Below are 14,024 nucleotides of genomic sequence, written 5' to 3'. Positions count from 1 at the left end.
TTCTTTATTAAGCTTTGTTAAATACAGAAGGCGGTTGAAACCGCTACCGACTTATCCCCATGTCTAAAGCCAGGGGCTTGCGTCTCGCTCTTTGGTCAATTGTCAGTTTTCAGTTGTCATCAGGAACAAATAAAAATTCCTCAACAACTAATAACCAATAACCAATAACCAATAACCAATAACAATTTAATCTACCATCGAAAACGTCAATTCTCCTTCACAAACTTTTTGCCCGTCCACTTCTGCAATCGCCTGCATTTTTCCGAAGCGGCGGCGTTTTACCCAGAGCAATTCTACAGTCATCAGCAACCGATCGCCCGGTACAACCTGACGGCGGAATTTGACTTTATCAATGCCGGTAAACATCCACAATCCTTGCTCAATGTCCGGTAACTGACCGAGAACCATACCGCCAACTTGAGCCATCGCTTCGACAATTAAGACACCCGGCATAATCGGTCTTCCGGGAAAATGCCCTTGAAAATGTGGTTCGTTGAAAGTCACATTTTTAATTCCTACAGCCCGCACTCCCGGCACGTAATCAACAATCCTGTCTACGAGTGCAAAAGGATAGCGGTGAGGCAATATTTTCTGGATTTCTTCGAGAGTAAAAGTAGATTTAACCGCTGGAGAATTCTCACCGTTTTCTGTGGAAACGGATTCGGAATTAGCAGTATTGAGGGTGTTAACTTCAGTCAGCGTGGACATTGCTTGAAGACTTTTGAGTGTGGTATGAAAGAAGGAAGATGGAAGAAGGAAGATGGAAGAAGGAAGATGGAAGATGGAAGATGGAAGATGGAAGGCTTTAGTTATCGCCGCAAGAGAACAGATTCACTGCAATGGTTTCAGCAATTAAGAATGTTCTAAGCGCCTTGGCCGTTGCTACATAAACGCAAGGGATCGCGTCTTTGGTTGTGAATTGTAACTGCAAACTATAACTGTATATAGCCTGGAACCTTTTCTAACTTGTCTCCAGCACGGCTGAAGCTTGGGAGTTCAGGGCTTTGGCAAGTTGGACGTGGAGGTTGTGACTGGCTTTGTAAGCCAAGTAATGAGCTTTTGGCAAAGTTCCCAGCAGGCTGAGGTCGCCTACTAAGTCTAAGATTTTATGCCGCACTGGTTCGTTGGCAAATCTCAAGGGCGGGTTGAGCCAGCCGGATCGATCGCAAACTAGGGCGTTCTCTAGGGTACCACCTTTGATCAAACCTGCTTGTCGCAATTGTTCAACTTGGCGGGCAAGTCCAAAAGTTCGGGCTGGGGCGATCGCGCTGGCAAAACTTTCTACCTCTGGCGACCAACTGTACCATTGATTGCCGATCGCCTGTTCCTCAAAATCAATTCCGTAACTAAACCGAGTTCGATCCGACGGTAAGGCGGCGACAAAAGCATCCCCGTGACGCACCCAAATCGGCTCAGTCAGGACGAATGAGGGATTTGGCTCTTCCTGCGATTCTTGAGGAATTAAGCCAGTATGGGCGATCGCCTCTACCCAAACCAGAGCCGAACCGTCCAGCAGCGGTACTTCTGGCCCATCAACCTCAATTCGAGCATTATCCGTTCCCATCCCCACCAAAGCGCCTAATAGATGCTCTACAGTGCGAATTTGATCACCTGTCGCACCAGCCAATTCAGTAGAAAGTGCAGTCTGACAAACCGCCTCAATTGTTGCCGGAATTATCGGAGCACCGGGCAAGTCAATTCTGACAAAATAGCGGCCTTCTCCAACCGCAGCGGGCAAGACTCGGACGCGAGTTTGTTCGCCGCTGTGCAAACCAATTCCCGACACTTCAAATTTAGATTTTAAGGTACTTTGAGTCATGGAAGAAGGAAGAAGGAAGAAGGAAGAAGGAAGAAGGAAGAGGGAAGAAGGAAGAGGGAAGAAGGAAGAGGGAAGAAGGAAGAGGGGGAGAGAGGGAGAATCAGTAATTAGCGATTACCAATTACCAATTACCCATTACCAATTACCAATTACCAATTACCCATTACCAATTACCAATTACCAATTACTCCTAACTAATGACTAATGACTACTGACTAATGACTCTTCAATTAGAATCGCTCACCAATCCCAAAGTGAATTTGATTATCACCAGTGTCGTTGATACCGTAATCGATCCGGATCGGGCCTAAAGGAGATTGAATCCGCACGCCGAGGCCGTAACCGTAACCGCTACCGGGCTTTCTGCGAACACCAGCCGGGTCGCCGGGGACATCTTTGCCCGTGCCCAAGTCGGTGCCTGCATCCAAAAATAGCGCTCCGCCGATAAACGAAATAATCGGGAAACGGTACTCCACGCTGCCTTCTAGGAAGCTGCGGCCGGCTCCGATTTCGCCTTCGTTGTATCCGCGCACAGAGTTGGCACCACCTAAGGCAAAGGCTTCGTAGGGAGGCAAATCTCCGAATACGGTGCCGGCTTTGAAGCTAAATGCCAGGGTTTGGGGGCCGGGGGTAAAGTTTGTGTACTTGACTGGTAGATAAAAGCTGTAGCTGGCACGCAGGCGGTTGAGCAGGATGCTGCCGGAACCTACAGGAATTGATTGTTCCATGCCAAATCTGAGCAGGGAACCGCTGGTGGGGCGGAGTGGGTCGTTGCGCCGATCGCGCACAGCACCTGCTTGAATGGTTGTCAAGTCATCGGAACCAGAGTTGCTAAAACTTAGCTGGTTGCCGAGTGCATCCTCGGATTCGCGCCGGCCTTTGCGATCGGTAATTGAGACTCGCTGGTATTGCAAACCGAGTGAAGCTGTCCACTCAGAATCTGCAAAAGGATCGCGCGACAAGGGACGGGTAAAATTGATGCCGCCACCGGTGCGGACGATGCGGGGTCGATCGTCATTTGCCAATCTGACTTCCCTCTCGCCGCCGTCAAAAATCACGCTGATCGATCGCCTTCTAAAAATATTAGCCGTGAAAGAAGTTCGGTAAGGATCGCCCGCAATCCAGGGATCGGTAAAACTCAAGTCAAACAGGGTTTGGCGTTCCCCGATTTGTACTTCAGCCCCCAATTTTTGGTTCCTACCGTTCAAGTTTTGCTGCTGGTAACTCACCGTACCGAACAAACCCGTCGCGGAACTCAAACCCGCACCCGCAGCCAGAGAACCTGTATTTTTCTCAATGACGTTGACAATTACCCTTGCCTTGCGGGGGTCAGTCGTTCCCGGTTCCAAAGCAAGCCGCACGTCTTCAAAAATCCCCAAACCAAACACTCGCCTCAAATCTCTTTCCGCCTTGGTGCGGTTAAAGATGTCTCCCGGCTTGAGTTGTACTTCGCGGGTGATGACATAGCGGCGGGTGTTACCTCCGATCGTCTGACCGGTCGCATCCGTTGCCTCTCCCTCCTTGTTCAGGAAGCGGACATCAACGGATTCGATCTGGCCTTCTGCCACTACCAAGGTGACAGTGCCGTCGTCTGCTACTTGTGGCGCATCAGTAATTTGGCCCAAAACATAGCCGTTTTCTTGATACCAGGCATTAATTTTTTTCACTCCCTCCTCAAAGCGGCGGAGGTTGAGAATTTTGCCGTACTGATCGCGGAAGCTATCGTCAATTACGCTTTGGGGCAGCACTTGCTGACCGGTGATTGTCACTCCCCGCAGCACCGGATTTGGCTGCACGATAAAACTCACCCGCACGCCTAAGGGGGTGTCTTCCGGGACTGCACGCACGTTTCTGAAAAAGCCGGTGGCAAAAATGGCGTTGATGTCTTGTTGCAGTTGGCTGCGGTTGGTCGTGCGTCCCGGTTGGGTGCTGATGACTCGGTAAATCTCGCTTGCCAGGTCTCCGGTTGCCCCGGTAACGGTAACTTCGGCAACTAGCACTTGCGGTTCTGCTGCCCCGGCTGGTGCGGGGGCTGGTCTGGGCTGCGGTGTTCCTGGGCCCGAGGGCAATGTCGGAAGGGTGTTAGCCGGCGGTCTGGTCGGGGCCGGTCTGGTCGGGGCCGGTCTAGCCGGGGCCGGTCTGGGGGGAATTTGGGCGTTTTGGACGATCGCCCCTGATTCATCCTGGGCTGGTTTAGGAGAAACTTGGAGGTCTTGGACGATCGCCCCTGATTCGTCCTGTTTCCGAGGCTCTACGGCAACCCAGGTGGGCGAAACACCCGTCTCCGAGGGGGGGAGCGGGCTAGCCACTTGTGCCTCTGGCAGGGCATTTTGGCTGCTAGAGGCGACGGGATTGGATGCAATCTCCGGTTGGAGTTGCACCTGTGCGGGCGAAACCGGGGTTACTGGGTCTGTGACTCGGTTTGGGGGTTCGCGATCGTCTTCTCCTCTGCGAGGGGCCGCCGCTATTTTTAGGGCTGCCGCTGGGCTGCTGTTAGCGGCTGTGCGGTTTTGAGGAGAATTTTCGGTTAATTCTGGAACGGGGCGATCGGGTAATTCGATCGACGGGGCGGAAGGAACGGCAGCCAAAGCTTCCTCTGTTGATTCAGAGTAGGATGTTTGACCACTTGCCGAATTTGATAATCCGAAGGTTGCTGAGACAGTAAAAACTGCCACCAATACAGCAGATAAACGCATTTTTGTTCACTCTTTTGGGCGATCGCACACACGACATTATTTAGTCATCAGTCATTAGTCATTAGTCATTAGTCATTAGTCATCAGTCGTCTTTGAGCGATCCTTCAACCGCAGATGTCAGACAGATAAACACAGATAAACGCAGATGATTTCAGGGTGTTTTCCGATTTTTGCAAGAGGTCTATTAGTCATTAGTCATTAGTCATTAGTGCGAGTCTCGGAGCTCGCGAACAGCATTAGTCATGAGTCATTAGTTAACTGTCAACTGTCAACTGTCAACTGTCAACTGTTTATCTATCCCCCGCTGGGCTGTCGTAGTGTTCCCCAAATTTTAGACTAAGAGTTCAACCTCCCAGATTCATTTGTGAAGTAAATCTAAAATTTAAAATCGACTGACCGCTAAATAACCACACAAAAATAATTACATAAAGACTCCTTACTAGGCAAGAGTTTCAGTCGAAATTTCGTGTAATTAATTCGGAACTACTACTTACTTAATTGATGACTGTTCACGGCTGATTGCTGACATTAAAGGCAGAAGGGGTACAAACTGTGCAATTCTAGCGCATTTCAAGCCTCTATACTTTCTGAGCTAGAACCCGCTGGAGAACTTGCTGGTAAGCGCTTTCTACCGAGCCCAAGTCGCGGCGGAATCTGTCTTTGTCCATCACGCGCGCGTCGGGGTCAGTTTCTGCGTTGTCCCAGAGGCGACAAGTGTCGGGACTGATTTCGTCGGCGAGGATCAGATTTTGATGTTGGTCGATACCAAATTCCAGTTTGAAGTCTACCAGGGTGATGCCGCACAGGGTAAAAAATTCTTTGAGTATTTCGTTAATTTCACGGGCGGCGATCGACAGTTGCTTTACTTGTTCGGGGGTAGCTAGCTGCATTAACTGCAATCTGCCGCGGGTTAGCAGCGGGTCTCCCAGATCGTCGTTTTTGTAATAAAATTCCACCAGCGGCGGATTGATAATTGTACCGAGGGCGATTCCCGTTTGTTTGCAAAGACTACCGGCGGCAATGTTTCTGACGACGACTTCTAAGGGCAAGATGCCGACGCGGCAGACTCGCATTTGGTTGGGGGCGGGCGTGTCGATGAAGTGGGTGGGAATGCCTTTGGCTTCTAGCATCCGAAACAGGTGGGCGGATATGGCGCAGTTAATTTCGCCTTTGCCGGCGATGCTGCCGCGTTTTTGGGCGTTAAAGGCTGTGGCGTCGTCTTTGAAGTGGGTCAGCAAGATTTCGCTGTCTTCGGTGGAGTACAGGATTTTGGCTTTGCCTTCGTAGAGTTTGCGATCGGCTGACATGGCGATTAATAATATAGATGAGTTTGAGATTTTACCGTAGCTCGATCGCAAATTATACCATTTTAGATGTGAGATTTTAGATAGGGAATGCCCGATCGTGTATAGGTTTAGAGCTTACTTACCACAATACTTCGGACAGTTTTTTAACGGCCGTGTAAGCCGAGAGCGAGTAAGCCCTGCCATTTTTACGCATTTTCTGAAACTTAGGGCTGAACTTAAACATTGAAAAAATAGTCCAGCATATGGTCAGTAAGGGTTTCGGAGGCTCGACTAGATCTAAAACTGTCCGAAGTATTGTTACCAGAAAGAATTGGATTAAAGCCGGAACCCTTGTAGGGAGAAATTAAAATCAGACTATTCATTACTTCAATCCTCGGACTTCTGCGTAGAGGTCGCTCTCTGGGGGTCAACTGTCAACTGTCAACTGTCAACTGTGGAAGCCTCCAGATATATACTGCGATCGGCCCAGGCATAAATGATTCTTGACAAAGCACAATAGAGATTAGACCTGCTGGGTTCGCGATCGGTGCTGAATGAAGCTCACCATACAGACTGGCGCTTAAAAAACATCTGTAAAATGGCTGATTTATGGAAGACAAAAAAATTCATATCCTCTTGGTAGAAGATGATGAGGTGGATGTGATGAACGTCCGGCGAGCGTTCAAAAAAAATAACATTGTTAACCCCCTCTACTTGGCTGCAAACGGATTAGAAGCTCTGCATATATTGCGCCAAGAAAGCAAAACAGAGCCTGCAATGCCTCAAGCACGCCGATTGATTTTGCTCGACTTGAATATGCCGAGAATGAACGGCATCGAGTTTTTGCGAGAATTGCGGCTGGATGAAAAGTTGAAGTCGATTCCAGTGATCGTCCTCACTACTTCTAATGAAGATAGAGATAAGGTAGAAGCTTATAATTTGAATGTCGCGGGTTATATTCTTAAACCAGTAACTTTTTCTAATTTTGTCGAAGTTATGGCTACCCTCAACAAATACTGGATGCTGAGCGAAATTCCCTAATTTAGAAAAAGTTTAATAGAAAATCTTCAATGTTGCTGTTGTTTTTTCAGAGGTGGATTTATTTTTATTGATTTTTGTATGCCGCCTCTTTTTCGTAGTAATCCCACAATTCGGTTGTTATGGACAAACTTATCAAAATTCTGATAGTTGATGACGATGAAGTCGATCGCATGGCGGTCAAACGCTCGCTCAAGTCTGCTCGGGTTTCGGTAGAAGTTACTGAAGCCGAAGACTGCGCCGATGCTCTGGCAAAATTATTGGTGAGCAAAAGTTCTAGTAGAGCAGCGGCGAAACTCTCCCATCCAGATAAATCTCAACAGTTAAGCGAGGTTGAGGAAACCGAAAATTCGCTGCTATTAAATCAGATATTTGACTGCAAATTTGACTGCGTATTCCTAGACTACCGCTTGCCAGACGGAGACGGACTGACTTTGGTAAAAAATGTACGGGAATCTGGGCTGAAAGTTCCGTTAATTGTACTTACCGGGCAAGGCGACGAACAAATTGCTGTGGAATTGATGAAGGCGGGAGCTTCTGATTATATCGCTAAAGGCAAGATGTCTGCTGAGAGTTTGTCGCGCAGTTTGGAGAATGCCCTTCGCGTTTACCGCGCCGAATCTCAGGCGTTTCATGCCAGTCAACAACTTAAGGAAAGCGAGGAAAGGTACAGGTTAGTTTTAGAGGGAGTGAACGACGGAATTTGGGATTGGGATTTAAGTAAAAATGAGGTTTATTGGAACGATCGCCTTTTGGAAATTATCGGTTTGCCGCGAGAGCAATTTGGCAGCACGATGGATGCTCTCTACAGCCGCCTGCACCCCGATGACAAGGACGGCATCGTCCGGGCGATCGCAGCTCATCTAGAACAAGCGATCGACTACAATGTAGAATTCCGGCTGCTGCACTCCTCAGGAGCTTACCGCTACTGCACTTCCCAGGGCAAAGCCCAGCGAAATTCCCAAGGAAAAGCGCTGCGGATGGCCGGCATGATTAGCGATATTACCGATCGCAAACAAGCCGAAGACGCGCTAGAAAGAGAACGGCAGCAACTGAAACAAATTATTACCTGCGTGCCGGTAGCAATGGCGATGTTCGATACCCAAATGCGCTATTTAGCTAACTCTCACCAATGGCTGACTCAATTTAATTTTGAGTGGCAGTCCCTGACAAATCTCAGTCATTACGAATTGTTTCCAGATACGCCAAACCGCTGGAAAATGATGTATCAAGAAGTGTTAAAGGGTGAGGTAATTTCTGTGAGCGAAGATGCTTGGGAACGAGCAGACGGCTCTGTTATATACCTGCGCTGGGCAGCTCACCCTTGGTACAATCCCGACGGCCAAGTGGGGGGAATGGTAATGGTAGCCGACAAGATTAATGAGTTGGTGGAAGCCCGAGAAACTGCCCTAGAAGCGAGCCGGGTAAAGTCGCAGTTTTTGGCGAACATGAGTCACGAAATTCGCACTCCGATGAATGGCGTTTTGGGCATGGCTCAATTGCTGCTGCGCGCTCCTCTGGAACCAAAACAGCGGGAGTCGGCTCAGACTATTTACCGCAGTGCTGAACATTTGCTGAGCGTGATTAATGATATCCTCGATTTTTCTAAGATAGAAGCCGGAGAAATGCGGCTGGAAAAGGCGGATTTTGATTTGCATAGCTGCCTGGAATCGGTGATAGAAATGGTGGCACCTTTGGCTGAGGAAAAAAGTCTTGAATTGGATTTTTTAATTGACAGTGCGGTGCCTAAAAAGTTGGTGGGCGACTCGGGCAGGTTGAAGCAAATATTGCTCAATTTGACGGTAAATGCGATCAAATTTACCGATCGCGGCCAAGTCTTAGTTCACGTGACGGTGAAACGGAGCAACGGATTTGCAGACGGCAGACAAGGAGAAAATTTGCTATTTTCGGTGCGCGATACTGGCATTGGAATTTCGCCGGAAGGGCAGACAAAACTGTTCCAATCTTTTTCTCAGGTAGACGCTTCTCCAACTAGGGCTTACGGCGGGACGGGTTTGGGTTTGGCTATTTGCAAGCAGTTAGTCGAAATGATGGGAGGTGCCATTGGGATTCGCAGTTTTCTCGGCAACGGTTCGACATTTTGGTTTGCTGTACCTTTGGAAAAACAGTTGCAAGTTGAGCCTCAGACTGCCGAACTTGCTCTTAAGAAGCTGTTAGTAGTCTCGGGAAGCGCTTTGAAGAGGGCGGCGGTGCGATCGCTCGCTCAAAGGTGGGGCGCCCGCTGCTACGAAGCAGAAAGCGCTGCTGCTGCTTTGACTTGGTTGAAAAATGCCAATAGCAGCATTTCTGGGCATTCAGAGGAAGGCGAAAAAAGCTGCGATGCGGTGCTGGTGGACTTGCAAATGCCGGATTTGGATGCTGAGGAATTTGCCCGGAAAGTGCGATCGACCTCGACATTTGCCTCGTTAATCGCCATGACTGCTTTGCGGGAACAGCCGAAAGCTGAAGCACTTTGCTGTCATGGTTTTAGCGGCTATTTAATCGAGCCGGTGCGGCCTTCCCGCTTGCTTGAAGCTTTGCTGGCATCGGTTAAGGGAACGGGAGACTTTGACAGCTTGGAGGCTGCTAATACTTGCAAATTGCTAGGAGTTAATTCTCGATATGTTACTTCCAATTCACCCTCATCTCTGAGAATATTGCTGGCGGAAGACCACCCGATCAATCAACAAGTTATTGTCGAACAGTTGACAGCTTTAGGCTATCATGCTGACTGCGCCTCCAACGGTCAAGAAGCGCTAGACTTGCTGGCACAAAAAAGCTATAATTTGGTGTTGATGGACTGTCAAATGCCAATACTTGACGGTTATGAAACGACAAAAAAGTTAAGGGAGCGAGAAAAGGGCGATCGGCATACTTTTGTGATTGCTTTAACGGCTCACGCTATGCCGGGAGAACGAGAAAAGTGTCTGGCGGCGGGGATGGATGATTATCTCAGCAAACCTGTAGATTTAGATACTTTGGCCGTGGCGCTGAAAAAATATGAATCCCAAAATGTTGAGTTTAAAAATAAGTATGGAGTTAAAAGTATTAATTTGGTACAAAATCCTCAATTAGAAACAAATTATCCAGAAGTTTTGGAAGCAGCAATGCCTGTGGCTGTGCCGGCACCAAGGGCGATTCCCTGCGGGATAGCTTCGCTTCACGAACTGCAAGCTTGGGAACACGCAGACTGCGACGGACTGTTCGACCAAAGCAGATTGCAGCAACTCGGACAGGTTAATGTCAAATTGCCCGAGCGACTCTTGCAAGCATTTGTGGGAAATGCACAAGCTGATGTGGCTGCTGCCAAAATAGCCGCAGAAGCTAAAGATTGGTCAACTGTGGAATATCAAGCTCACCGTCTCAAGGGAACTTCTGCAAATGTGGGAGTTGCTCAGATGTCGGATTTAGCAGCACAATTGGAGCATCAGGCGCGAGGCTTTCAATCTCAACCGCCAGCTTCGGGATTGTCAACTATTGAGAGGGTTGAAAGCATATTAGCGAGTTTGTCCAGTCATTTAGCCAGAGTTCAAGAGTTTGTGGAAACTCGAATGTTTGGTTAATATTTAAGTTGTTAGATACGTCGGCAATTATAGTCGGCGATTAAAATCGCACGCCAAACAAACGATGTCCGCGACTCGACTTCGCTCGCCGAACACCTCGGCTGACTCAAGAAAACAAGGTAATTTTAACCGCACGGTCTAATTATCTTCAACCCGCGCACCATCCGGGTTTTGTCTGTATAGACGCGGTTTCAACCGCCCAGTCTTTAAGAAAAAATCGATGAGTTAACCTATGACTTACGATACCGATACAAACCCTGTTTCACATAGCGAACCATTAGAAAATAATGGAGAAATTCTAACGCCTTTGATGGCTTTTGCTCGGGAAGTTTTATTACATGAAAACAATCCTCTTGCTGGGGAAAGTTATGTAAATGCTGTGCCATGTGCGCCCGAAGAAATCAATGAATTTTCTGTTGATAGTCTGGTGGCCAAAATAGCTCGGTGCTGTCGGGAAAGCAAAATAGGCAAAAAATTACCAACGGCTTTTTACGTTCACGTTTCGGCATTGTCAGCACTCAATCCTGTCTTGGTAATTTACGAAAATTGTGCCAGACGCCATCTCGAAAATATTGATGAAGCAACTTTAGTTAAGTTTTCCCTCAATCAACCTAAAATATCTTATCTTTTTTACCCCGATTTCGATACAGACGCTCACCCTGCTTTACAAACCAGCATCCAAATTAATCTGGAAACAGCGGAAGTTAAATATTTCGATTACAGCAACAGTGAAAATCCCCCGGTTTTGCACCGCAAAGAAACTTTTGTGACACCGGATTATCCCAATTACGAGAAGTTTGCTCGACTGACTCGCTGCGAGGAAGGATGGGGACTGCTGGACAATACAAGCGCGATCGGCACTCGCGATGGTTGGCTTAAATATTTGGGATATTGCGGTGTTGAAATCCACGATCATGCTGTTGTCGAGCGTTTGAAACAGGAGAATAGCGAGTTATCAATTCCCAAGATTGAGCGGCACAAAGCTGCGATGGTACGCAACTCTATTTCTAAACCTGTGCGTCTAGTTTTGGAATCTGATTTGTTTGTTGATGGAATGACTTTTTTTGATTACGGCTGTGGCTACGGTGGCGATGTTAAATATATTGCCCAAGAGGGTTATGTTGCTGCGGGTTGGGACCCATACTATCAGCCGGATACTCCGCAAATTGGTGCGGATATTGTGAATATTGGTTATGTAATTAATGTGATTGAATCTTTGGCGGAACGCCGAGAATCTTTGCTAAATGCTTGGGAATTAACTAAGAATTTATTGGTGGTGGCGGCTCAGGTTTTGATTGATGATGGCGATAGAGGTCAAATTGCTTACGGGGATGGGGTGATCACTTCTCGCAATACTTTTCAGAAGTATTACGAGCAGGAAGAGTTGAAGGTTTATATCGATCAAGTTTTGAATGTTGATGCGATTCCTGTGGCTTTGGGGATCTATTTTGTGTTTCGGGATGCGGCGGAGGGTGAGGGTTTTCGGGCTTCTCGGTTTCGATCGCGCTTATCGACTCCCAGAGTGCGATCGCAAGTCAAGCGCTTTGAGGATTACGAGGAAATGCTGGCTCCTTTGATGGCGTTTGTGAGCGATCGCGGCCGCCTCCCGGTGAAGGGCGAATTAGCCGAAGAAGCGCCAATCAAGGAAGAATTTCACAGTTTTAACCGCGCTTGGCGGGTGATTTTGCAAGCAACGGATGCGGATGATTGGGAGACTATCGCCGACAAGCGCCGCCAGGATTTGCTAGTATATCTCGCTCTCAACGGTTTAGGCGATCGCCCTCCGATGCGGCGGCTTCCGGCTCAAATCCGCAATGACATCAAGGGTTTGTTTGACAGTTATCACAGGGCTTGCACTTTGGCAGATTTAATGCTATATAGCCTGAGCAAACCGGATATTGTGGCGGACTGTTGCGAGGATAGTGCGATCGGCTACAAACAACACGGTTCCCTTTCGGTTCACGTCTCTGCATTAGAAGAACTAGACCCTTTATTGCGACTCTACGAAGGCTGTGCCAACCGGACAATCGGCAGACTTGACGGCGCGACAATCATCAAATTTTATGCTAATAAACCGAAAATTTCCTATTTATTTTATCCCGATTTTGATACCGATCCACATCCAGTTCTTCACACTTCCATGCACATCAATTTGCGCGGTCTTTCTGTCGGCTATCAAGACTATTCTAATTTGTCTAATCCGCCAATTTTAGTTAGAAAAGAAGCTTTTGTATCATCTAGTTATCCGCATTATCAGAAGTTTGCGAAGCTCAGTCGCCAAGAGGAAAAGTTGGGAATTTTTGATAAGTCCGGTGGATTTAAGGAGCGGGAATTGCTGAACAGTTTGGAGGAAAGTTGCGTCAAAATCAAGGGTCATCGCTTGTTTTGGCGATCGGATTCCGACCCAGAAAAATTGAAAATGCTGCAAACAACTGCGTCGGAACGTCATCAGCAAAAGATTGAGGTTAATGCGGGAAAGAGTGAAGGAACCGCAGAGGACACAGAGAGCACAGAGGATGGAAAAGAAGAGGGAGAGGAATAGGAATAGTCATGGAAACGGAGTATGATTTTAGTCGAAATGAGGAGACGGCTTGGCCTTAGTCCCTACAATTAATCACGGTAGGGACTAAGGCCAAGCCGTCTCCTCTTATCATTCCGGTGTAACCGGAATTGATATGACATCGGTGCAACCGGAATTGATATGACATCGGTGCAGAGATTCAAGAATATGCCGCAAACAACCCGGTTTCCGATCAAAACCCTACATCAAATCAAGAGATATTGACGAAACCGGGTTGTTTATCCCAGCGGATAAGTTCCTAAGTAGATGAGCAACCAAGTCCTAAATACTGATGAAATTTTCTGCTGTCAGGCTGGCTGGTGTAATTTGAGATTGTCCTGTTTGTAGATTATTCACACGAGCGATCGTCCGCCCCGTTGATCTGAGTGTAATCAGTAGATCGCGATCATTGTTAATAGCGATTGCTCCTGACCACGGAGCAAACTGTCTGTCAAGTAAATCATTATTTGCCCGATTATTAGCAACCTCTCTTGGTATAGTTGAGATTTGTAGGTCGTTGAACGATAAACCACCGCCAAGAGCAATCTTGTCTTCACCGAGAACGAAGTCAAATAAGTGATCGAAAGAGTTGGTAGCTAGCTCATTTTGAACCACAAAGGTGTCTCGTCCGGGGCCACCTGTCAAAATGTCAAACCCCCCATCACCAGACAAGAAATCGTCTCCATCACCTCCAGAGATCCGATCGTTGTCTCGTCCGCCAAACATTCGATCGTCACCTCGATCGCCAGTCAGATCGTCTGTGCCAAGATTGCCGAAAATCAAGTCGTTATCCAATCCCCCGGAGAGCTCATCTCCATCTTGGCCACCATAGATCGTATCGGAACCTGCCCCGCCCCGTAGCGTGTCACGGCCAAGATTCCCGAACAGCTCATCATTGCCACCAAAGCCATTGATGAAGTCATTGCCACCGAGGCCAAAGGTGCGACGACCATTATCAGTGTCAGTGATAACATCATCACTATCCGTACCCTGTGCATTGGGGTCAGCAGAAATGTTGATCCGAGCCATTATTTCTCAATTGTTTAAGGTTGAACGGATACA

The 14,024-nt window shown here is 47.9% G+C and carries 9 protein-coding genes; 4 read left to right on the top strand and 5 right to left on the bottom strand.

The genetic code is table 11. The features are described from left to right. Positions 1-186 precede the first annotated feature (186 nt). Positions 187-708, bottom strand: coding sequence for a 3-hydroxyacyl-ACP dehydratase FabZ (gene fabZ, locus JGK07_RS18890; RefSeq protein ID WP_293186502.1), 522 nt, complete (start codon positions 706-708; stop codon positions 187-189). Between the two features lie 253 nt (positions 709-961). Next, positions 962-1,819 (bottom strand): UDP-3-O-acyl-N-acetylglucosamine deacetylase, encoded by an 858-nt coding sequence (gene lpxC, locus JGK07_RS18885; RefSeq protein WP_293211401.1) that lies wholly within the window; start codon positions 1,817-1,819, stop codon positions 962-964. Here lpxC and JGK07_RS18880 point away from each other — a divergent pair. Beyond that, complete coding sequence (locus JGK07_RS18880; protein ID WP_293224167.1) at positions 1,818-2,024, top strand: hypothetical protein; 207 nt, start codon at positions 1,818-1,820, stop codon at positions 2,022-2,024. The two genes, lpxC and JGK07_RS18880, sit on opposite strands and share 2 nt — an antisense overlap. Before the next feature lie 25 nt (positions 2,025-2,049). Here JGK07_RS18880 and JGK07_RS18875 read toward each other — a convergent pair whose 3' ends face one another. Both JGK07_RS18875 and purC read right to left on the bottom strand, forming a co-directional pair. Continuing rightward, positions 2,050-4,515, bottom strand: a complete 2,466-nt coding sequence (locus JGK07_RS18875; protein ID WP_293224165.1) for a BamA/TamA family outer membrane protein — start codon at positions 4,513-4,515, stop codon at positions 2,050-2,052. Between the two features lie 578 nt (positions 4,516-5,093). After that, positions 5,094-5,822 carry a phosphoribosylaminoimidazolesuccinocarboxamide synthase gene (gene purC / locus JGK07_RS18870; RefSeq protein ID WP_293186504.1) on the bottom strand — a complete coding sequence of 243 codons (729 nt, stop codon included), beginning with the start codon at positions 5,820-5,822 and terminating at the stop codon, positions 5,094-5,096. 588 nt (positions 5,823-6,410) lie between these two features. Here purC and JGK07_RS18865 point away from each other — a divergent pair. The 3 genes from JGK07_RS18865 (at position 6,411) to JGK07_RS18855 (ending at position 12,944) form a co-directional block, all read left to right on the top strand. After that, on the top strand, positions 6,411-6,842 hold the full coding sequence (locus JGK07_RS18865) for a response regulator (RefSeq protein WP_293186494.1): 432 nt from the start codon (positions 6,411-6,413) through the stop codon (positions 6,840-6,842). Between the two features lie 119 nt (positions 6,843-6,961). After that, complete coding sequence (locus JGK07_RS18860) at positions 6,962-10,402, top strand: response regulator (RefSeq protein ID WP_293205846.1); 3,441 nt, start codon at positions 6,962-6,964, stop codon at positions 10,400-10,402. 232 nt (positions 10,403-10,634) lie between these two features. Beyond that, positions 10,635-12,944 carry a DNA phosphorothioation-associated putative methyltransferase gene (locus JGK07_RS18855; RefSeq protein WP_293211398.1) on the top strand — a complete coding sequence of 770 codons (2,310 nt, stop codon included), beginning with the start codon at positions 10,635-10,637 and terminating at the stop codon, positions 12,942-12,944. Positions 12,945-13,244: 300 nt separating this feature from the next. Here JGK07_RS18855 and JGK07_RS18850 read toward each other — a convergent pair whose 3' ends face one another. After that, positions 13,245-13,991: a calcium-binding protein gene (locus tag JGK07_RS18850; RefSeq protein ID WP_293186488.1), complete on the bottom strand. Its 747-nt coding sequence runs from the start codon at positions 13,989-13,991 to the stop codon at positions 13,245-13,247. Between the last annotated feature and the right edge of the window lie 33 nt (positions 13,992-14,024).

Source organism: Microcoleus sp. PH2017_24_DOB_U_A (assembly GCF_020738205.1).
GTDB lineage: Bacteria > Cyanobacteriota > Cyanobacteriia > Cyanobacteriales > Microcoleaceae > Microcoleus.
This window is presented reverse-complemented; position numbering and strand designations above follow the sequence as displayed.